Source organism: Rhizobacter sp., assembly GCF_032229685.1.
Classification (GTDB): Bacteria; Pseudomonadota; Gammaproteobacteria; order Burkholderiales; family Burkholderiaceae_C; genus LMDS01.
In genome coordinates this window covers 202,945-223,948 of record NZ_JAVTWP010000031.1, presented here as the reverse complement: position 1 = coordinate 223,948, position 21,004 = coordinate 202,945, and the positions used below count along the sequence as shown (strand labels likewise).

Sequence of the window (21,004 nt, the reverse complement as noted above, 5' to 3'; positions counted from 1 at the left end):
CCTTCCACCCGACCCGGCCTTCTCGGCGAACTGCGGATTTTAGCCGTTCGCGGGCGCCGTTTCGGCTCTGGCCGGTTTGACGCGGAACCAGGCCGCGTACATGGCCGGCAACGACAGCAGCGTCAGCGCGGTCGCCACGAGCAGGCCCCCCATGATGGCCACGGCCATCGGGCCCCAGAACACGCTGCGCGACAGCGGGATCATCGCCAGCACCGCCGCCGCCGCGGTCAGGATGATCGGGCGGCAGCGCCGGACCGCCGCTTCGACCACCGCCGTCCAGGCTGGCACACCACGCTCGCGGTCCTGTTCGATCTGGTCGATCAGGATCACCGAGTTCCGCATGATCATGCCCATCAGCGCAATCACGCCGAGCAGCGCCACGAAACCGAACGGGCGGTTCAGCACCAGCAGGGCTCCAGCCACGCCGGCAATGCCGAGCGGCGCCGTCAGGAACACGAGCACCGAGCGGCTGAAACTGTGCAGTTGCAGCATCAGCAGCGTGAACATGATGAAGAGCATCAGCGGCGCACCGGCCGCGATCGAGCCCTGGCCCTTGCTGCTTTCTTCGACGGCTCCGGCCACCTCGATGCGGTAGCCGGGCAGCATCTTGTCGCGCACCGGCTTGAACAAGGGGTCGAGTTGTGCCGTCACGGTGGCACCTTGCAGGCCTTCGATGATGTCGCCTTGCACGGTGGCCGCGTAGTCGCGCCCTTCTCGCCAAAGCACGCCCGGCTCCCACACGAAGTTGGCTTTCGCGATCTGGCTGATCGGGATGCTGCGGCCGCTCGTCGTGGGCAGGTAGCCGTTGCCCAAGTCGGTGAGCGCGTCGCGCTCGTCGAGGGGCTGGCGCAACACGATGTCGATCAGCTTGTCGCCGTCGCGGTACTGGCCGATCGTCGTGCCGGTATTGATCGTGCGCGCCGCCTGCGCGATCGACTGGCTCGAGACGCCGAGAGCGCGCGCCTTGTCCTGGTCGACCTCGAGCCTGATCACCTTGACCGACTCGTTCCAGTTGTCGTTGATGCCGCGCAGGTTCGGGTTGCCGCGCATGATCGCCTTCACCTCGTCGGCATAGGCACGCACCTTGGCCGGGTCGGGGCCGACGACGCGAAACTGCACCGGGTAAGGCACCGGCGGGCCGTTGGGCAACAGCTTGGCGCGGCCGCGCACTTCCGGGAATTCGGTCGCCAGAAGTTCCGGCAGCAGCTTGCGCAGCCGTTCGCGCGAGGCCATGTCCTTGGGCAGCACGACCATCTGGCTCGCGTTGCTCTGCGGGAAGATCTGGTCGAGCACGAGCACGAAACGTTCGGCGCCGCTGCCGACCCAGGTGGTGACGTGGTCAACACCTTCGAGGTTCATCACCCGCGCTTCGACGCGTTTGGTGACCGCTTCGTTGGCGGCGTAAGAAGTGCCTTCGGGGTACCAGAGGTCCACCAGGATCTCGGGCCGGCTCGAATCGGGGAAGAACTGGTTCTGCACCTTGCCCATGCCCAGCAGCCCGAGCACCAGCGTGCCGATGGTCAGCCCGATCGTGATCCAGCGGTGCTTCACGCACCAGTTCACCGTGGCGCGAAAACGCGAATAGAACGGCGTGTCGAAGAGTTCGTGCGGTTCACCAGCCACGCCCGCGTGCGGGCTGACCTTCAGGATGCGGGTGCCGAGGTAGGGCACGAAGTACACCGACACCAGCCACGAGATCAGCAGTGCCGCGGCCGTGACCGCGAAGATCGCGAAGGTGTACTCGCCGACGGTCGACTGCGCCAGGCCGATCGGCAGGAAACCCACCGCGGTGATCAGCGTGCCGGTCAGCATCGGCATGGCGGTGGCTTCGTACGCGAAGGTCGCGGCGCGCACCTTGTCGTAGCCCTCCTCCAGCTTGCGCACCATCATCTCGACCGCGATGATCGCGTCGTCGACCAGCAGCCCGAGCGCGATGATCAGCGAGCCGAGCGAGATCTTGTGCAGGCCCACGCCCCAGTAGTACATGGTCACGAAGGTGATCGCCAGCACCAGCGGGATGGTCACGCCCACCACCATGCCGGGCCGCCAGTCGATCGTGAACTTCCACGAGTTCGGCTTGAAGTGCAGGCCCAGGCTGATGAAGCTCACCAGCAGCACGATGACCACGGCTTCGATCAATACGCGCACGAATTCGCCCACCGACGTCGACACGACCTTCGACTGGTTCTGGAACTGGTGCAGTTCGATGCCTGCAGGCAGGTCGGCGCGGATCTCGGCCGTGACGCCCTGCAGCGCCTTGCCCATGTCGATGATGTCGCCGCCCTTGGCCATCGAGATGCCGAGCGCGATGACCTCGTGGCCCTGGTGGCGCACTTTCACCTGCGGCGGGTCGACATAGGCCCGCTGCACCTGCGCGATGTCGCCGAGCCTGAAGCTGTTGCCACCGGCCCGGATCGTGAACGCGCGCAGTTGTTCGACCGAGTTGAACTGCCCGCCCACCCGCACCTGCACGGAGTCGGTCGGCCCGTTGATCGTGCCGGCAGATTCCACGGCGTTCTGCTGGCCGATCTGCGCCAGCACGGTGTTGAAGTCCAGGCCCAGTTGCGCCAGCCGCTTCTGCGAAATCTCGACGAAGAGCTTTTCGTCCTGGGCACCGAACACCGCGACCTTGTTGACGTCTTTCACCTTCAGCAGGCGCTGGCGCACGCGGTCGGCCTGGTCTTTCAGCTCCTGGTAGGTGAAGCCGTCGGCCGAGAGTGCGTAGATCGAACCGTAGACGTCACCGAACTCGTCGTTGAAAAACGGGCCGATCACGCCGGCCGGCAAGGTGGCGCGCATGTCGCCGATCTTCTTGCGCACCGTGTACCAGATCTGCGCCATCTCCTTCGGCGGCGACGAGTCGCGCACCTGGAAGATGATCAGCGCTTCGCCCGGCTTGGAGTAGCTGCGGATCTTGTCGGAATACGGCACTTCCTGGAGCGTCTTCTCGAGCTTGTCGGTCACCTGCTCGGCCACCTGCTGCGCGGTGGCACCGGGCCAGAACACGCGCAGGGCCATCGCACGGAAGGTGAACGGCGGGTCTTCGTCCTGGCCGAGCTGGAAGTAGGCAACCGAGCCCAGCACCATCAGAACGATCAGCAGGTAACGCGTCAGCGCCGAATGGTCTAGCGCCCAGCGCGAGATGTTGAAACGCGAAGGCGTGCCCGCGTGCGCTGCGGGTTGTGCGGGTTCTTCGGGGGTCACGTTCGGGCCGCTCACTTGACGGTCACCGGCGTGCCCGCCCGCGCCGAAGCCGAGGCCGCCGAGGCGCCAGGCTCGACGTAGAACTTCACCTTCTGCCCCGGGTTCAGCACATGCACACCGGCCGTCACGACGATCTGTCCCGGCGCCAGGCCGCTCGAAACGACAACCTCGTTGCCGTCGGCGCCTGCGACCTGAACGGCACGCGAACTGACCGTCATGGCCTGCTTGTCGACCAGCCACACGCTGCTGCGGCCCTGTTCTTCACGCAAGGCCGATAGCGGCAGCTTGGTCACGCCCGGTGTCTGCGGCAACTCGACCTGCACCGCGGCGGTCTGGCCCAGACGAATGCTACTCGCCGAGGCGTTGCCGATGTCGGCCTTGACGAGGAAGGTGCGCGTGACCGGATCGGCGGCTGCCGAAATCTCGCGGATCGTCGCGGGCAAGGGCTCGCCGCCGGCGCCCCACAAACGCACCTTGAACCGCCCCGGCGTGGTCGCCAGCGCCTTGATCATGCCGACCTTGTCTTCGGGCACCGAAAACACCACGTCGCGCGGCCCGTCATGCGCCAGACGCAGCACCGGCGTGCCGGCGGCGGCCACCATGCCGGGTTCGAGATCGACCGCGGTGATCACGCCACTGGCGTCGGCCAGCAAGGTCGAGTAGCCGGCCTGGTTGCCTTGCACGCTGGCCTGTGCCTTGGCCTGCTCGAGCTGGGCACGGGCCGTCTTCAGGGCCGACTCGCGTCGTTCGAGTTCGGCGGCGCCGATGAAGCCCTGGTCGTGCAGGTCTTTGTAGCGCTTGAAGTCGGCGGCGTACTGGTCGAGGCCGGCCTGCGCCACCGCCACCGCGGCGCGCGAAGCGTCTTGCCCGAGGCGCAGGTCGGCCGGGTCGAGCTGGGCCAGCACTTGCCCGGCCTTCACCGAATCGCCGAGGTCGACGGCCCGCTTGAGCATCTTGCCGCCGACGCGGAAGCTCAGGCGCGATTCGGTGCGTGCACGCACCTCGCCGGCGTATTCGTAACTCCCCCCGGCCGACTGCGCCGCCACCGTCAGCGTGCGCACCGCGCGCACCGGGTCGGGCGCAGGTTCGGTCTTCGAGCAAGCCGCGAGGCCCAGGGCTGCGGCAAGTGCGATGGGCAGGGCGTGACGCATGGCGATCCTAAATGACTGACTGGTCAGTAATATATTCGGCGGTCTGGTTGCTGTCAAACGGCTGCGTGGCGAATCGCGAGCAACCCGTATGCCCGCCTGGCACGCAGCATGGACAATCACGGCCGTGAGCATCGACCACTACGAAAACTTTCCCGTCGCTTCCGTCTTGTGCCCGCCCGCCTTGCGCCCGGCGGTCGCCGCGATCTACTGGTTCGCTCGGACCGCCGACGACATCGCCGACGAGGGCGACGCCAGCGCGGCCACGCGGCTCGCCGATCTGGCCGCCTACCGCGCCGACCTGCTCGCGGCGGTGGCAAACGGCGCGCCGTCGCAGCGCTGGCCCGGCGTCTTCGGCCCGCTGCTGCGCACGATTCAGGCCCACAGCCTCCCCACTGCCCTGTTGCTCGACCTGCTGAGCGCCTTCGAGCAGGACGTGGTCAAACATGGCTACGCCGACCGCGCCGAGCTGCTCGACTACTGCCGGCGCTCGGCCAACCCGGTGGGCCGCCTGCTGCTGCACCTGTATGGCGTGCGTGGCGGCGAACAGCTGCGCCAGTCGGATGCGATCTGCAGCGCCTTGCAACTCGTGAACTTCTGGCAGGACCTGGGTGTCGACACGCGCCGCGGGCGCCTTTACGTGCCGGCCACCGACTGCGAGCGCTTCGCGCTGCCGGCCTCCGCGCTGCTCCAGGCTCGGGCCGACACGCCGGCCGTGCGCGCGCTGGTGCGAGAGCTCGTCGCCTGGGCCCGCGAGCTCATGCTGCAAGGCGTGCCGCTGGTTCACGCCGTGCCGGGCCGCGCGGGTTGGGAGCTGAGGCTGGTGGTGCAAGGCGGCTTGCGGATCCTCGACAAGATCGAAGCGCTGAAGTTCGCGACCCTGAGCACACGCCCTGCGCTGCGCTGGTACGACGCACCACTGCTGCTGTGGCGCGCGCTCTGGATGCGTGCACCGACCGCGCTGGTCGCCAGGGAATCCGCATGACGCCCGAGCAGTACGTGCAAGACAAGGCCGCGCGCAGCGGCTCGAGCTTCTACTACGCCTTTCTGTTCCTGCCACCGCCGCGGCGTGCCGCCATCACGGCCTTCTATGCGTTCTGCCGCGAAGTCGACGACGTGGTCGACGAAGTCAGCGACCCGGCCGTCGCTGCGACCAAGCTCGCGTGGTGGCGCAAGGAAGTGGCCAGCAGTTTCGGCGGCCAACCGAGCCACCCGGTGATGAAGGCGCTGTTGCCGCACACCGCCGACTACGGCATCACCGCGTCTCACCTGCTGGCGGTGATCGACGGTTGCCAGATGGACCTCGATCAGTCGCGATACCTCGACTACGCGGGCCTGGCGCACTACTGCCACCTGGTGGCCGGTGTCGTCGGTGAAGTCGCGGCCGGCATCTTCGGCCGCACCGACCCGGCAACCACCGCCTATGCCCACAAGCTCGGCCTGGCGATGCAGCTCACCAACATCATCCGCGACGTGGGCGACGACGCGCGCCGCGGCCGCATCTACCTGCCGGTGTCGGAGCTGAAGCAGTTCGACGTGAAAGCGCAGGAGATCCTGAACCGAGGCTACAGCGAGCGCTTCACCGCGCTGATGAAGTTCCAGGCCGAACGCGCGCACCGCCTCTACGACGAAGCCTTTGCGCTCTTGCCCGACGCCGACCGCGTGGCGCAGAAACCCGGCGTGATGATGGCCAACATCTACCGCACGCTGCTGCGCGAGATCGAAGCCGACAACTTCCAGGTGCTGCACCAGCGCACCTCGCTCACGCCGCTGCGCAAGCTGTGGATCGCGATGCGCACGAACTGGCGCGGCCGCTAGTGGCCGGGCCGCGCTCGGTTGCGGTCATCGGTGCGGGCTGGGCCGGTTTGGCGGCGGCGGTCGAGGCCGTGCGTTGTGGTCATCGGGTCACGCTGTTCGAGATGGCGGCGCAGGCCGGGGGTCGTTCGCGCGCTGTCGAGCTGGCCGGCACGGCGCTCGACAACGGGCAGCACATCCTCATCGGCGCGTACACGGAGACGCTCGCGTTGATGCGCACGATCGGTGTCGACATCGACCAGGCCTTGCTGCGCACGCCGCTGCGCATCACCTACCCTGAAGGCTCGGGCTTGCAGCTCGAAGCGGGCTCGCCGGTGTTCGCTTTCGCCCGCGCCGTGCTGCGGTTGCAGGCCTGGCACTGGCGCGATCGTGTCGCGCTGCTGGCCGCAGCCGCTGGCTGGGCGCTGCGTGGCTTCAACTGCGACCCGTCGCTCACGGTCGGGCAACTCACGCGGCGCTTGCCCGCGCGCGTGCGCCACGAACTGATCGACCCGCTGTGCGTGGCCGCGCTGAACACCCCGTCGTCCGAGGCCAGCGCGTCGACCTTCCTGCGGGTGCTCAAAGACGCGCTGTTTTCCGGGCCAGGGTCGGCCGACCTGCTGCTGCCACGCGTCAATCTGAGCGAGTTGCTGCCGCTGCCGGCCCTGCGCTGGCTTCAGGCGGCGGGGGCGGGCACGGTGCTGGCGCAACGCGTGAACCGGGTGGCGGCCGAAGGCGACCGGTGGTCGGTCGACGAACAGGTGTTCGATCGCGTGGTGCTTGCCACCAGCGCGGTCGAAGCCGCGCGGCTGACGCAAGGCCTCGCGCCGGACTGGGCCCGCATGGCCGCCGGCCTGCGCTACGAACCGATCGTGACGGTCTACCTGCGCAGCGAAGGCACGCGCCTTCCCGAGCCGATGCTCGCCTTGCGGGCCAACGCGAACGCGCCGGCGCAGTTCGTGTTCGACCGCGGCCAGCTTGGTGGCGCACCGGGCTTGCTGGCCTTCGTCATCAGCGGCGCCCAGCCGTGGGTCGACGCGGGCCAGGCGGCCACGCTCGACGCGACCATGAACCAGGCCAGATCGGTGCTGGCGGCATGCCTGCGAGGCCCGCTCGAGTCGGTTCAGGTGCTGTCGGAGAAGCGCGCCACGTTTCGCTGCACGCCGGGTCTGCAGCGCTCGCCGATGCGAATCGCTGCGGGGCTGCATGCCGCCGGGGACCACGTCATCGGCCCTTACCCGGCCACCCTGGAGGGCGCCGTCCGCAGTGGCGTCGACGCGGTTCGCGGGCTTGACTGAACCGCTCGCGCGAGGCACTTCAACGCGCCTTCGCTCTCCCGGATTGCAGCCCATGCTTTCGCCATGCAAAATTGCGTGGAGTTGACGGAGAATGCAGGCCATGGCGAAACGTGAGAACAAGACCCCGACGATCCAGGTGCTCGAACGCGCGTTCGGTTTGCTCGACGTGCTGGCGTCGTACCAGGACCCGGTATCGCTCAAGCAGATCAGCGAACAGACCGGGCTGCACCCGTCGACCGCCCACCGCATCCTCAATGACCTGACGATCGGCCGGTATGTCGACCGCCCCGAAGCCGGCAGCTACCGCCTGGGCATGCGCCTGCTCGAACTCGGCAACCTGGTGAAAGCGCGTCTCGACGTGCGCGACGCCGCCCTGGGCCCGATGCGCGAGCTGCACAAGCTGACGCACCAGCCGGTGAACCTGTCGATGCGCCAGGGCGACGAGATCGTGTACATCGAACGCACCTACAGCGAGCGTTCGGGCATGCAGGTCGTGCGTGCGATCGGCGGCCGTGCGCCGCTGCACCTCACGTCGGTGGGCAAGCTGTTCCTGGCCCACGACGATGCGCAGCGTGTGCGTGCGTATGCGACGCGCACCGGCCTGGCCGGTCACACCCGCAACAGCATCACCGACATCGCGGCGCTCGAGCGTGAACTGACGCGCGTGACGCAATACGGCACGGCGCGCGACGACGAAGAACTGGAGTTGGGCGTGCGCTGCATGGCCGCCGGGATTCTTGACGACCAGGGGCAGCTGGTGGCGGGCTTGTCGATCTCGGCGCCGGCCGACCGGCTGGAAGACGCCTGGCTCGACCGCCTGAAGGCGACCGCAGCGCAGATTTCGGCGGCGCTGGGCTACCGCGCCGTGCCAGAGGGCGTTGCGATCAGGAAGTGAGCCTGGGCAGGCCGACAACCGTCGGTGCGGGCGCGGCCGGCGTTTCGTTGATCCAGCGGCGCACACGCTCGGCGTCGCCGATGCGCGAGTACTTGCCGGCGGAATCGAGGAACACCATGATCAGCTGGCGACCGGCCAACTTGGCCTGCATCACGAGGCAACGGCCGGCTTCGGTGATGTAGCCGGTCTTCTGCAGGCCGATGTCCCACTCGGGGTTGCGCACCAGGCCGTTGGTATTGCGGAACTGCATCGGCCGGTTGCCGACTTCGACCAGGAATTCCGGCGAGGTCGACAGTTCACGAATGATCTGGTGCTCGTTGGCCGCGCGAACCAGCGTGGCCAGGTCGCGCGCGCTCGATTGGTTCTTGCTCGACAAGCCGGTCGGCTCGACGTAGTGCGTGTCGTTCATGCCGAGTTCGCGTGCCTTGCGGTTCATCGCCGCCACGAAAGCCTCGAGGCCGCCCGGGTAGGAGCGGCCCAGCACATTGGCAGCACGGTTCTCTGACGACATCAGCGCCAGGTGCAGCATTTCTTCGCGGCTGAGTTGGGTGCCGACCTTCAGACGCGAGCGGCTGCCTTTTTCGGTGTCGATGTCGTCCTGGCTGATGCTGAGCATTTCATTCAGCGGGAGCTTGGCTTCGGTCACGACCACGGCCGTCATCAGCTTGGTGAGCGACGCAATCGGCAGCACGGCGCCAGGGTTCTTGCTGAACAGCACTTCGTTGGTGTCGGAGTCGAGCACGAGCGCCACGCTCGACTTCAGGTTCAGCGCGTCGGCCGTGTTCTGCAGGCCGTAGAGTTGCCCGAACGAAGGGCGTGCCGGCTCGAAACGGACGACTCTGGCCACGTGGCGGGTCGATACGCGCCGGCTGGAACGCAGTACTTGTTTGGAAGCACGCGAAGAGGCGGCAGAGGCGGTGGCGCCCTTCTTCTTGGCGGCGGTGCGCTGCGCGGCGTCGGCGGACGAGGGCAAGGCGAAGGCTACAGCGGCAACCAACGCCAGCAGCCCGGTCGTTACAAATTTGTGAATGGTTGCCACAGCAGTCCTTTGCGCCAGTGCGGCGAATGTTAACTGAAAGGAAAAAAGCGCGCAAGATCAAAACCTTACGCGCCTTTTCTCAAGTCAGGACTTGGATGCCGGGTTCCGTGAAATAGTTACCCCTGTGCAGCGACGCGTTCGATCTTGCTGTGCAGCTTGTTCAACGCGGAAAGATAGGCCTTGGCTGACGCCACGACGATATCCGGGTCCGAACCCACGCCGTTGACGACCCGGCCGCCGTTTTGCAGCCGAACCGTCACTTCGCCCTGGGATTCTGTGCTGCCCGAGGTGATGGCATTGACCGAATAGAGCAGCATTTCGGCGCCAGTCTTGAGCTTCGATTCGATTGCCTTCAGGCTGGCGTCGACCGGGCCGTTGCCGTCGCTTTGCGCGTGGTGTTCCACGTCGCCAGCCGAGAACGCCACGCTGGCCTGCGGCCGCTCACCCATCTCGGAATGCTGCGAAAGCGCCAGCAACCTGTAGTGTTCGTGCTCGGCGGTCACCGATTCGTCCATCACCAGCGCCAGGATGTCTTCGTCGAAGATGTCGCTCTTGCGGTCGGCCAGTTCCTTGAACTTCGCGAACGCGGCGTTGACTTCGGCTTCCGATTCCATCTGGATGCCGAGTTCCGTGAGGCGCAGCTTGAACGCGTTGCGGCCCGAGAGTTTGCCGAGCACGATCTTGTTCGCTGCCCAGCCCACGTCTTCGGCACGCATGATCTCGTAGGTGTCGCGCGCCTTGAGCACGCCGTCCTGGTGGATGCCGGATGCGTGCGCGAAGGCGTTGGCGCCCACCACCGCCTTGTTCGGCTGCACGACAAAACCGGTGGTCTGCGCGACCAGGCGTGACACCGGCACGATCTGGGTTGCGTCGATGCCGAGTTCCAGTCCGAAGTAGTCGCGACGCGTCTTCACGGCCATCACCACTTCTTCGAGCGAGCAGTTGCCGGCGCGCTCGCCCAGGCCATTGATGGTGCATTCGACCTGGCGCGCGCCGCCGATCATCACGCCGGCGAGCGAGTTGGCCACGGCCATGCCGAGGTCATTGTGGCAATGCACCGACCAGACGGCCTTGTCGGAGTTCGGTATGCGCTGGCGCAGGTTCAGGATGAAGTTGCCGTAGAGCTCGGGGATCGCGTAGCCCACGGTATCGGGCACGTTGATCGTGGTGGCACCTTCGGCGATCACGGCTTCGAGCACGCGGCACAGGAAGTCGGGGTCGGAGCGGTAGCCATCTTCGGGCGAAAACTCCACGTCGCCCGACAGGCTGCGTGCAAAGCGCGTCGAGAGCTTCGCCTGCTCGAAGACCTGCTCGGGCGTCATGCGCAGCTTCTTTTCCATGTGCAATGCACTCGTCGCGAGGAACAGGTGCAAGCGCGTCGAGTGGCCACCTTTGAGCGCCTCGGCCGCACGCGAGATGTCGCGGTCGTTGGCGCGGGCGAGCGAGCAGACCGTGCTGTCCTTGATCGCGTGCGCGATCGCTTTCACGCACTCGAAATCGCCGTTCGACGAGGCCGCGAAGCCGGCTTCGATCACATCGACCTTCAGGCGTTCGAGCTGGCGGGCGATGCGCAGCTTTTCGTCCTTGGTCATCGAGGCGCCAGGCGATTGTTCACCGTCGCGCAAGGTGGTATCGAAGATGATGAGTTTGTCGGCCATGCGAATGCTCCTGGTGAATCCTGTCGATCTTAGGCGAGCGCCTGTTCGTTGCCCTGCTTGACCGCGCGGCTTGAGCGGCTCAGCCCCGAGACGATGGCCTTGAGCGACGCCGAGACGATGTTCGCGTCGATGCCGACGCCGAACAGCGTTTGCCCTTCGCCGATGCCATCGCCGACGCGCAGTTCGAGGTAGGCCACCGCACGCGCATCGGCGCCGCTGCCGATCGCGTGTTCGTGGTAGTCGAGCACACGCAGCGCGGCACCCGTCGCGTGGTTCAGGCCGGCGACAAAAGCGTCGATCGGCCCGGTGCCCGTGCCGTCGACGTGCAGGCGCTGCCCCGCCATCGTCACCTCGGCGCCCAAACGCACCGCGCCATCGCCCTGCTCTGCGATGACCGGGTTCGAGACCGCGTTACGGCCGGCGTCGCCGAGGCCGTACTCACACTCGAAGATGCGCCAGATGTCGGCCGCCACGAGTTCCTTGCCGCTGTCGTCCATCACCGCCTGCACAGCCTGGCTGAACTCGATCTGCAGGCGCCGCGGCAGTTCCAGCCCGTACTCGCTTTCGAGCAGGTAGGCGATGCCGCCCTTGCCCGACTGGCTGTTGACCCGGATCACCGCGTCGTAGCTGCGGCCCAGGTCTTTCGGGTCGATCGGCAAGTAGGGCATCTGCCAGACGTCGCCTTCTCTGCGCGCCGCAAAGGCTTTCTTGATCGCGTCCTGGTGCGAGCCCGAGAACGAGGTGTAGACCAGGTCACCGGCGTAAGGGTGGCGCGGGTGAACGGGCAGCTGGTTGCAATGCTCGACGCAGCGGCGCACTTCGTCGATGTCGGAGAAGTCGAGCTGCGGCGACACGCCTTGCGTGTACAGATTGAGCGCGATGTTGACCAGATCGACGTTGCCGGTGCGCTCGCCGTTGCCGAACAAACAACCTTCGATGCGGTCGGCGCCCGCCATCAGGGCCAGTTCGCCCGCGGCCGTGCCCGTGCCTCGGTCGTTGTGCGGGTGAACCGAGAGCACGATCGCATCACGCCGTGCCAGATTACGGTGCATCCACTCGATCATGTCGGCGAAGATGTTCGGCGTGGAATGTTCCACGGTGGACGGCAGGTTGATGATGCACGGGCGATCGATCGTCGGCTGCCAGGCCTCGGTGACCGCATCGACCACGCGTTTCGAGAACACCAATTCCGTGCTCGAGAACATCTCGGGCGAGTACTCGTAGCGGAAGTCGGTGTCGGGCTGCGCGTCGGCCAGCGTCTTCACGAGCTTCGTGTTCGTCACGGCAAGTTCCACGATCTGGTCTTCGCTCATGCCCAGCACCACTTGACGCATCACCGGCGCGGTCGCGTTGTACAGGTGCACGATCGCGCGCTTCGCGCCTTGCAGCGACTCGAAAGTGCGGCGGATCAGCGGCTCGCGCGCTTGAGTGAGCACCTGGATCGTCACGTCGTCGGGGATCAGGTTCTGCTCGATCAGCAGGCGCACGAAGTCGAAGTCGGTCTGCGAGGCCGAGGGGAAACCGACCTCGATCTCCTTGAAGCCGATGCGCAGCAGCATCTGGAACATCTTCAGCTTGCGGCCGCTGTCCATCGGCTCGATGAGCGCCTGGTTGCCGTCGCGCAGGTCGGTGCTGAGCCAGATCGGCGCCTCGGTCAGCACGGCGTCGGGCCAGCGGCGGTTGGCCAGGGCGACCGGGGCGAAAGGCCGGTATTTCTGCTGCGGGTTTTTCAACATGGTGGTTCCAGAAGAGTCGGGGTGGACCAGCAGCTGTTGAAAAGACAAACGGCCCGCTGCTGGTTGCATGCGGGCCGTTGAGGTCGAAACGTGTTGACGTGTGCGATCAGCGAGCCCGCGGGTCTCCTAGAAGAAGCAGTAGCGCGATCGCGGGCAGGAACGTCATGGATCGGACTCTAACACGCGCGAATCAGCGATGCAGGCCCTGCTCGTCGGGTTCGTCGGTCGACGTGGCAATCACGCTCACCGGCTTGCCCTTCATCCTGCGCCAGCCGTAGATCGCGTAGCCCGACAAACCATAAACGCAGAAGATCGCGAACAGCACCTTCGGCGGGTCGAGCGCCACCAACGCGATCGCCAGTGCGATGGCCACGATCACGATGAACGGGACGGTGCGCCGCGAGCCCACGACCTTGAAGCTGTAGAACGGCGCGTTCGTCACCATCGACAGGCCGGCAAAGAGCGTCACTGCGAAGGCCGTGTACGCCAGCGCCGGTATCTGCGAAACGCCCTTGAAGCCCGCGTCGTCGACGACCCAGATCAACCCGATCACGAGCGCCGCCGCGGCCGGGCTCGGCAAACCCTGAAAGAAGCGCTTGTCGACCACGCCAATGTTGACGTTGAAGCGCGCCAGCCGCAGCGCTGCCCCCGAGATGTAGACAAAAGCTGGAATCCAGCCCGCCTTGCCCAGGTCTTTGAGCGCCCAGATGTAGATGATCAGCGCCGGCGCGGCACCGAAACTCACCATGTCGCACAGGCTGTCCATCTGCTCGCCGAAGGCGCTCTGCGAGTTCGTCATGCGCGCCACGCGGCCGTCAAGGCTGTCGAGCACCGCGGCGCAGAACACCGCGATGCAGGCCAGCTCGAAACGGCCGTTGATCGCCATCACGATCGCGTAGAAGCCCGAGAACAACGCCGCCAACGTGATGGCGTTGGGCAGCATGTACAGCCCCTTGCGCCGTGGCCTTGTGTCGGCCACGGGCACGGGTTCGTCGTCAGGGTGATTCGGGGCTTCGTTCATGCGCCGGAGGATACCCTTGCGAGCTCAGTTCTTCGACTGATCGACCAGGCGGTTCTTCTTGATCCACGGCATCATCGCGCGCAACTGCTCGCCGACCACTTCGATCGGGTGCTCGGCGGTGATCCGGCGGCGGCTCATCAAGGTCGGCGCGCCGGCGCGGTTCTCGACGATGAAACTCTTCGCGTATTCGCCGGTCTGGATGTCCTTCAACACCTGCTTCATGACCTTCTTGGTCTCGTCGTTGACGATGCGCGGGCCGGTCACGTACTCGCCGTACTCGGCGTTGTTCGAGATCGAGTAGTTCATGTTGGCGATGCCGCCTTCGTAGATCAGGTCGACGATCAGCTTGAGCTCGTGCAGGCACTCGAAGTAGGCCATCTCGGGCGCGTAACCGGCTTCGGTCAGCGTCTCGAAACCGGCCTTGATGAGTTCGACGGCGCCGCCGCACAGCACGGCCTGTTCGCCGAACAGGTCGGTCTCGGTTTCTTCGCGGAAGTTGGTCTCGATCACGCCGGCCTTGCCGCCGCCATTGGCTGCTGCGTAGCTCAGCGCCAGGTCGCGCGCCTTGCCGGTCTTGTCGGCGTGCACGGCGATCAGGTGCGGCACGCCGCCGCCCTGCGCGTACGTCGACCGCACGGTGTGGCCGGGGGCTTTCGGGGCGACCATCCACACGTCGAGGTCGGCGCGCGGCACGACCTGGCCGTAGTGCACGTTGAAACCGTGCGCAAACGCGAGCGACGCGCCCTGCTTGATGTTCGGCTCCACGTCGTTCTTGTAGACCGTGGCGATCTGCTCGTCGGGCAGCAGCATCATGACCACATCAGCCTGCTTCACGGCGTCGCCCACGTCGGCGACCTTCAGGCCGGCCTTCTCGGCCTTGGCCCACGACGGCCCGCCCTTGCGCACGCCGACGGTGACCTTCACGCCGCTGTCGTTCAGGTTCTGCGCGTGGGCGTGGCCCTGCGAACCGTACCCGATGATGGTGACGTTCTTGCCCTTCACGAGGCTCAGGTCGGCGTCTTTGTCGTAGTAAACCTTCATGTCTATCTCCTTGGGAAAAATCGATTCGATGGGTGATCAGGCGGTCGTCGTTGGCAGACCGTTCAAACTCTGAGGATGCGCTCGCCGCGGCCGATGCCGCTGGTGCCGGTGCGCACGGTCTCGAGAATGGCCGCGCGGTCGATGGCTTCGAGAAAGGCGTCGAGCTTGCCGGTGTCGCCGGTGAGTTCGATCGTGTAGCTCTTTTCGGTCACGTCGACGATGCGGCCGCGGAAGATGTCGGCCATGCGCTTCATCTCTTCGCGTTCCTTGCCGACGGCGCGCACCTTGATGAGCATGAGCTCACGCTCGGTGAAAGCGCCTTCGGTCAGGTCGACGACCTTCACCACTTCGATCAGTCGGTTCAGGTGTTTGGTGATCTGCTCGATCACTTCGTCGGAGCCGGTCGTCACGATGGTCATGCGCGAAAGCGAAGCATCTTCGGTCGGCGCGACGGTCAGGCTTTCGATGTTGTAGCCGCGGGCAGAGAACAAGGCGACCACGCGCGAGAGCGCGCCGGCCTCGTTTTCGAGCAGCAAGGCAATGATGTGTTTCATGTGTCGTTGTGAGCGCGCTCTTCAGACCGCCGGCGGTAACCGGTCGGCCCTTGGCCACGCTGTTCCGAGTGAATGGATGAGAAGTGAAAACGCCGAAGCGGATCGGTACGTTCCACCGGAGCCCGGGCTCGGCGCGGTAACGCCCTGCCCCACGCCGGTGTTCAGTGCCTCACAGGTCTTCGGACCCCAACAGCATTTCAGAGATGCCCTTGCCCGCCTGCACCATGGGCCAGACGTTTTCGGTCGGGTCGGTGCGCACGTCGAGGAACACGGTGCGGTCTTTCAGGCGGATGGCTTCGCGCAGCGCCGGTTCCACGTCGGAAGGCTTCTCGATCTTCAGGCCGATGTGGCCATAGGCCTCGGCGAGTTTCACGAAGTCGGGCAGCGCGTCCATATAGCTGTGCGAATAGCGTCCGCCGTAGTCGAGTTGCTGCCACTGCCGCACCATGCCGAGGTAGCGGTTGTTGAGCGAGATCACCTTGACCGGCGTCTTGTACTGCAGGCAGGTCGAGAGCTCCTGGATGCACATCTGGATCGAGCCTTCGCCGGTGATGCAGAACACATCCGACTCGGGCTTGGCGAGCTTGATGCCCATGGCATACGGCAAGCCCACGCCCATCGTGCCCAGGCCGCCGGAATTGATCCAGCGGCGCGGCTCGTCGAAACGGTAGTACTGCGCCGCCCACATCTGGTGCTGGCCGACGTCGGAGGTGATGTACGCGTCGCTGTCCTTCGTCAGTTCCCAGAGCTTCTCGACCACGTACTGCGGCTTGATCACCTCGGTGCTGTTCTTGAACTTCAGGCAGTCACGCTTGCGCCACTCGTTGATCTGGCTCCACCAGGCCGACAGCGCTGGCACGTCGGGCTTGACGTGCGCTTCTTTCAGTTGCGCGATCAGTTCCTGCAGCACGTCTTTCACGTCGCCGACGATCGGGATGTCGACCTTCACGCGCTTGGAGATCGACGACGGGTCGATGTCGATGTGCACGATCTTGCGTTCGACCGAGGCAAAGTGCTTGGGGTTGCCGATCACCCGGTCGTCGAAGCGCGCGCCCACAGCCAGCAGCACGTCGCAGTTCTGCATCGTCATGTTGGCTTCGTACGTGCCGTGCATGCCGAGCATGCCCAGGAACTTCGGGTCGCTCGACGGCATGGCGCCCAGGCCCATCAGCGTGTTCGTGACCGGAAAGCCCAGCAGGTTGGCGAGCTCGCGCAGTTCGGCCGACGCGTTGCCGAGCACCACGCCACCGCCGGTGTAGATGTAGGGCCGCTTCGCAGCGAGCAGCAGTTGCACGGCCTTGCGGATCTGCCCGCCGTGGCCCTTGCGCACCGGGTTGTACGAGCGCATCTCGACCCGCTCGGGGTAGTGGAAAGGCGTGCGGTATTGCGACACGTCTTTCGGAATGTCGACGACCACCGGGCCGGGCCGGCCAGTGCGCGCGATGTGAAAGGCCTTCTTCATCGTCATCGCCAGGTCGCGCACGTCTTTCACGAGAAAGTTGTGCTTGACGATGGGGCGGGTGATGCCGACGGTGTCGCATTCCTGGAAGGCGTCGAGCCCGATCGCCGGCGTAGGAACCTGCCCGGTGATGATCACCATCGGGATCGAGTCCATGTAGGCCGTGGCGATGCCGGTGACCGCGTTGGTGACGCCGGGCCCCGAGGTGACGAGCGCCACGCCGACTTCACCGGTGGCACGTGCGTAGCCATCGGCCGCATGCACGGCCGCCTGCTCATGGCGCACCAGCACGTGTTCGATCGTTTCTTGCTTGTAGAGCGCGTCGTAGATGTAGAGGACCGCACCACCCGGGTAACCCCAGAGGAACTTGACGCCTTCGGCCTGAAGGCAGCGGACCAGGATCTCGGAGCCGTTCGGCTCGACGGCGGGAGATTGCGCTTGTGCCGAGGCGGCGCGCTTGACTTCTGCGGGTGACATATCCATGTTCAAGAGACCTTTGTGAATTTCTCTGACGAAAAACCATCGGTGCGCCTCTCCTCGTCCTTGTGAGACGGGTTTGGTGCCTGAGGGCCCAGCCACCCAGTGCCCCGGTTGGGCACTCGGCCTGAAGCCAATCTGTTGTGCAACCCGCGATTATGGCACCGCATTGCTGCATCGCCGCAACCCCGTGGGCCGGGTGACATAATCGCGGCCGTCTCTCCGGGCAAGCGCCTGCGGTCAGCTTTCATTGGCATCCGACAAAGAACTCTCCGACTTCCTCAAGAGCGTCGAAAAGCGTGCCTTCAAGCGGGCGCTGTATGCCGTTCGGGACGAAGATGCCGCCCTCGACATCGTGCAGGACACGATGATCCGGCTGGCCGAGAAGTACGTTGACCGCCCGGCGGCTGAACTCCCGCTGCTGTTCCAGCGCATCCTCTCGAACGCGACGATGGACTGGTTTCGCCGCAAGAAGGTGCGAACCGCCGTCGTCAGGAATTTTTCGGAGTTCGAAGGGCCAGACGGCGAGGATTTCGACATCCTCGAGACGCTGCAGGCGCTGGGAGGCTCACTGGCAGCGGAAAGTGCAGACGATTCCGTGTCGCGGGCGCAGATTCTGCTTGCGATCGAGGCCGAAGTGGCCCAGTTGCCCGGGCGTCAACGAGAAGCCTTCCTGCTGCGTTACTGGGAAGAACTCGATGTCGCCGAGACCGCTGAAGCCATGGGCTGCTCGGAAGGCAGCGTCAAGACGCACTGCTCCCGCGCGGTGCACACCTTGGCCAAGGCCTTGCAGACAAAGGGAATCACGCCATGAACAACCTGACCATTTCACCGCCGACCGCCGTTCCCTTTTCGCCGCAGCCTGCTGCGATCGACGCGGTACAGGCGCGTTTCGCCCTTCGCGTGGCGGCGCGGCTGACCGAGCGCTCGCTGAACCTCGAAGCCGACGTCGGCGAGCGCCTGCGCTTCGCGCGCGAAAAGGCGCTTGAAAAGGCCCGTGCCAGCCGGGCGGCCAGCGCCACCGCGCCGGTCGGCTCGGTGTCGGGCGGCGCCTTGCTGCTCGGCCGTTCCGGGTCGGGCTGGTGGATGAAGCTCGCCGCGGTGCTGCCGGCGCTGGCCCTGATCGCCGGCCTGCTGCTGATCCAGCAGTCGCAGACCAACGAACAGATCTCGGCCGCTGCCGAGATCGACGCGGCCTTGCTGGCCGACGACCTGCCGCCGGTGGCCTACAGCGACGCCGGGTTCGCAGAGTTCCTCAAGACCCCACGCGAATGACGGCGGCGGCCATGTCGCCCCCGAGGCTTTCCATCCGGCTCGGCGCGACCTGCATCGCGTTGTCGCTGTCGTTCGCCGTCGTGGGCGCGCTCGGGCTCGTTCATCAGGTTCAAGCCGCCGGAGCCTCCACACCGGCCCCGAAGAGCCCCAGCGCCCCCGCGGCGGAACGGGGCGTGCGCTGGCAAGACCTCAACCCGGCACAGAAATCGGTGCTCAAGCCGCTGGAGCGCGACTGGGCTGGCATCGATGAGCCGCGCAAGCAGAAGTGGCTGGAACTCTCGGCACGTTTCCCGCGCATGTCACCCGATGAACAGTCGCGCGTGCAGGCGCGCATGGCCGAGTGGGCCAAGATGACGCCGCAGCAACGCGGCCAGGCACGCCTGAACTACCAGGACGCCAAGCAGTTGCCGGCTCAGGACCGCCAGGCCCGTTGGGAGTCGTACCAGGCGCTTTCGCCCGAACAGAAGCGGCAACTGGCGGCGCGCGCTGCACGGCCGGCCGCGCCGGCTTCCTCGTCGACGTTGGCCGACTCGGCGCGCCGACCGGTGGCGCCTGCGACTCCGCTCGTGCGTGAGGCGCCCCAGGCCAAGTCAAATCTCGTGCCGAACCCGGCATTCGCCGTTCCGCGCAAGCCCGTCGAGCCGACCGTGACCCGTGCCGGCCCCGGCGCCACCACGACGCTGATGTCCAGGCGCCCGGCGCCACCTTCGCATCAGCAGACCGGCTTGCCGAAGATCGCTGCCACGCCCGAATTCGTGAACAAGGCGACTCTGCAGCCCAAGCGCGGGCCGCAGGCCGCGGCCACGCGCTCTGCAAAGGCTTCCGAAGCCGAGCCTGCTCAGCACCAATGACGGTGCATGTCGAGCGTGGTGCGGCCGTGGTCGCACCCAGCCTGTCACGCCGGATGGCGTGCTTTGTGTACGAAGGCATGATCCTGTTCGGGATCGGGCTGATACCCGGTGCCATCGGCGCGCTGTTCGTCGCGCTCACCGGCCACCAGCACCCTTTGCAAAGCGACACCGCGCTGCGCGTGATCACCTTCACCATCTATGCGGTGTACTTCACCTGGTTCTGGTCTGTGCGGGGCCAGACCTTGCCGATGCAGACCTGGCGCATCCGGGTGGTCACCGCCCAAGGCGCTGCGCTCACGCAGCCACGCGCGCTGGCGCGCTTTGTCGCCAGTTGCGCATGGTTCGCGCCGGCAGCCCTGATCGCCTCGTTGAACGGCTGGACGCGCTGGCAAGGCCTGGGCGCGATCGCCGTCGGGGTCGTCGCCTACGCGTTGTTGGCGTTGCTGCACCCGCAGCGCCAGTTCTGGCACGACGTGATCTGCGGCACCCGCCTCATCGATGACCGCGCCGCGAAGGCCGGCTGAGAGCGGCGCCGGCGCGGCGCCGTTCGAAAGGCACAATTCGGTCGCATGAGCAACCCACACAAGGGCCGGACCGGCCTCGACCGCGTGATCAGGGCGACCGGCTATTCGATGGCCGGTCTGAGCGCGGCCTATCGCGGCGAAAGTGCTTTTCGCCAGGAGTTCTGGCTCGCGCTGCTGATGTTCCCGCTGGCGTTCTGGATCGGGCGCGGCTGGGTCGAAATCGCGCTGCTGGCCGGCTCGCTGATGCTCGTGCTCATCGTCGAACTGCTCAACTCGGGCATTGAAGCCGCGATCGACCGCGTGTCTTTCGAACTGCACGATCTGTCGAAACGCGCCAAGGACCTGGCCAGTGCGGCCGTGTTCCTGTCGTTGCTGCTGTGCGCCGGCATCTGGCTGGCTGCGCTGTGGCACCGGTTCGTGGTCTGAGGGGGCGCCGATGAACTCGATGTCGATCTGCGTCTATTGTGGCTCCCGCCCCGGCGAATCGAGCCTGCATGCCAACGCGGCACGGGCCGTGGGCACCGAGATCGGCCGGCGCGGCTGGCAGTTGGTCTACGGCGGCGGGCGCGCCGGGCTCATGGGCGTGGTGGCCGACGCGGCCCTGGCGGCCGGTGCTTCGGTCGTCGGCGTGATCCCGCAGTCGTTGATGGCGCGAGAACTCGGCCACACCGGCTTGACCGAACTGCACGTGGTCGAGACCATGCACGAGCGCAAGATGATGATGGCCGAACGCAGCGACGCTTTTCTGGCTCTGCCCGGTGGCATCGGCACCTTCGAAGAGCTCTTCGAAGTGTGGTCGTGGCGCCAGCTGGGTTACCACGACAAGCCGCTCGGGTTGCTGAACGTGGCCGGGTACTACGACGCGCTGATCGCGTTCCTGCACCAGAGCCGTGACCACGGCTTCATGTCGCAGATGCAACTCGACCTTCTGCACGTCGATGTCGACCCGCTGGCCATGTTGCAGCGCCTGGGCGAGTTGTCGCCGCTCGCGACCGCGCCCGACGACTACCGGCGCATCTGAGCGCCGGCT

General features: G+C 66.1%; 19 protein-coding genes. 10 read left to right on the top strand and 9 right to left on the bottom strand.

Annotation, left to right across the window (positions count from 1 at the left end):
- Positions 1–39: 39 nt before the first annotated feature.
- Positions 40–3,204, bottom strand: a complete 3,165-nt coding sequence (locus tag AC30PD_RS12735) for an efflux RND transporter permease subunit (protein ID WP_489536337.1) — start codon at positions 3,202–3,204, stop codon at positions 40–42.
- 11 nt (positions 3,205–3,215) lie between these two features.
- Positions 3,216–4,355 carry an efflux RND transporter periplasmic adaptor subunit gene (locus AC30PD_RS12730; protein WP_489536025.1) on the bottom strand — a complete coding sequence of 380 codons (1,140 nt, stop codon included), beginning with the start codon at positions 4,353–4,355 and terminating at the stop codon, positions 3,216–3,218.
- Positions 4,356–4,479: 124 nt separating this feature from the next.
- On the opposite strand from AC30PD_RS12730, the gene hpnC reads away from it, so the two are divergent.
- From hpnC to AC30PD_RS12710, 4 genes are all read left to right on the top strand, one after another.
- Positions 4,480–5,337 carry a squalene synthase HpnC gene (gene hpnC / locus AC30PD_RS12725; protein ID WP_489536024.1) on the top strand — a complete coding sequence of 286 codons (858 nt, stop codon included), beginning with the start codon at positions 4,480–4,482 and terminating at the stop codon, positions 5,335–5,337.
- The gene (gene hpnD / locus AC30PD_RS12720; protein WP_489536023.1) at positions 5,334–6,170 is read left to right on the top strand and encodes a presqualene diphosphate synthase HpnD; all 837 of its coding nucleotides are present in this window, start codon (positions 5,334–5,336) and stop codon (positions 6,168–6,170) included. The genes hpnC and hpnD overlap by 4 nt, the downstream gene beginning before the upstream one ends.
- The gene (hpnE, locus tag AC30PD_RS12715; RefSeq protein ID WP_489536022.1) at positions 6,170–7,444 is read left to right on the top strand and encodes a hydroxysqualene dehydroxylase HpnE; all 1,275 of its coding nucleotides are present in this window, start codon (positions 6,170–6,172) and stop codon (positions 7,442–7,444) included. Before hpnD ends, hpnE begins: the two co-directional genes overlap by 1 nt.
- Positions 7,445–7,544: 100 nt before the next feature.
- The gene (locus AC30PD_RS12710) at positions 7,545–8,339 is read left to right on the top strand and encodes an IclR family transcriptional regulator (RefSeq protein ID WP_489536021.1); all 795 of its coding nucleotides are present in this window, start codon (positions 7,545–7,547) and stop codon (positions 8,337–8,339) included.
- Here AC30PD_RS12710 and pbpG read toward each other — a convergent pair.
- The 7 genes from pbpG to AC30PD_RS12675 all read right to left on the bottom strand — a co-directional run bounded on the left by pbpG (position 8,329) and on the right by AC30PD_RS12675 (position 17,330).
- Positions 8,329–9,396 carry a D-alanyl-D-alanine endopeptidase gene (gene pbpG / locus AC30PD_RS12705; protein WP_489536336.1) on the bottom strand — a complete coding sequence of 356 codons (1,068 nt, stop codon included), beginning with the start codon at positions 9,394–9,396 and terminating at the stop codon, positions 8,329–8,331. The two genes, AC30PD_RS12710 and pbpG, sit on opposite strands and share 11 nt — an antisense overlap.
- Before the next feature lie 98 nt (positions 9,397–9,494).
- Complete coding sequence (locus tag AC30PD_RS12700; RefSeq protein WP_489536020.1) at positions 9,495–11,036, bottom strand: 2-isopropylmalate synthase; 1,542 nt, start codon at positions 11,034–11,036, stop codon at positions 9,495–9,497.
- 29 nt (positions 11,037–11,065) lie between these two features.
- On the bottom strand, positions 11,066–12,772 hold the full coding sequence (gene leuA / locus AC30PD_RS12695; RefSeq protein WP_489536019.1) for a 2-isopropylmalate synthase: 1,707 nt from the start codon (positions 12,770–12,772) through the stop codon (positions 11,066–11,068).
- Between the two features lie 190 nt (positions 12,773–12,962).
- Complete coding sequence (pssA, locus tag AC30PD_RS12690; protein WP_489536018.1) at positions 12,963–13,793, bottom strand: CDP-diacylglycerol--serine O-phosphatidyltransferase; 831 nt, start codon at positions 13,791–13,793, stop codon at positions 12,963–12,965.
- A 24-nt stretch (positions 13,794–13,817) separates the two neighbouring features.
- Positions 13,818–14,834 (bottom strand): ketol-acid reductoisomerase, encoded by a 1,017-nt coding sequence (gene ilvC, locus AC30PD_RS12685; RefSeq protein ID WP_489536017.1) that lies wholly within the window; start codon positions 14,832–14,834, stop codon positions 13,818–13,820.
- Between the two features lie 62 nt (positions 14,835–14,896).
- Positions 14,897–15,388 carry an acetolactate synthase small subunit gene (ilvN, locus tag AC30PD_RS12680; protein WP_489536016.1) on the bottom strand — a complete coding sequence of 164 codons (492 nt, stop codon included), beginning with the start codon at positions 15,386–15,388 and terminating at the stop codon, positions 14,897–14,899.
- Positions 15,389–15,557: 169 nt separating this feature from the next.
- Positions 15,558–17,330, bottom strand: a complete 1,773-nt coding sequence (locus tag AC30PD_RS12675; protein ID WP_489536015.1) for an acetolactate synthase 3 catalytic subunit — start codon at positions 17,328–17,330, stop codon at positions 15,558–15,560.
- A 244-nt stretch (positions 17,331–17,574) separates the two neighbouring features.
- On the opposite strand from AC30PD_RS12675, the gene AC30PD_RS12670 reads away from it, so the two are divergent.
- Genes AC30PD_RS12670 through AC30PD_RS12645 form a run of 6 tightly spaced genes read left to right on the top strand, consistent with a single transcriptional unit; the run spans position 17,575 to position 20,995 of the window.
- Positions 17,575–18,138, top strand: coding sequence for an RNA polymerase sigma factor (locus AC30PD_RS12670; protein ID WP_489536014.1), 564 nt, complete (start codon positions 17,575–17,577; stop codon positions 18,136–18,138).
- Entirely contained in the window at positions 18,135–18,599 is a 465-nt protein-coding gene (locus tag AC30PD_RS12665; protein ID WP_489536013.1) for a DUF3619 family protein, read from the top strand. The genes AC30PD_RS12670 and AC30PD_RS12665 overlap by 4 nt, the downstream gene beginning before the upstream one ends.
- Positions 18,600–18,610: 11 nt before the next feature.
- Entirely contained in the window at positions 18,611–19,450 is an 840-nt protein-coding gene (locus AC30PD_RS12660) for a DUF3106 domain-containing protein (RefSeq protein WP_489536012.1), read from the top strand.
- Positions 19,447–19,974 (top strand): RDD family protein, encoded by a 528-nt coding sequence (locus tag AC30PD_RS12655; RefSeq protein ID WP_489536011.1) that lies wholly within the window; start codon positions 19,447–19,449, stop codon positions 19,972–19,974. Before AC30PD_RS12660 ends, AC30PD_RS12655 begins: the two co-directional genes overlap by 4 nt.
- Before the next feature lie 45 nt (positions 19,975–20,019).
- Complete coding sequence (locus AC30PD_RS12650) at positions 20,020–20,400, top strand: diacylglycerol kinase (RefSeq protein ID WP_489536010.1); 381 nt, start codon at positions 20,020–20,022, stop codon at positions 20,398–20,400.
- Positions 20,401–20,410: 10 nt separating this feature from the next.
- Entirely contained in the window at positions 20,411–20,995 is a 585-nt protein-coding gene (locus tag AC30PD_RS12645) for an LOG family protein (protein WP_489536009.1), read from the top strand.
- The last annotated feature ends 9 nt before the right edge of the window (positions 20,996–21,004 follow it).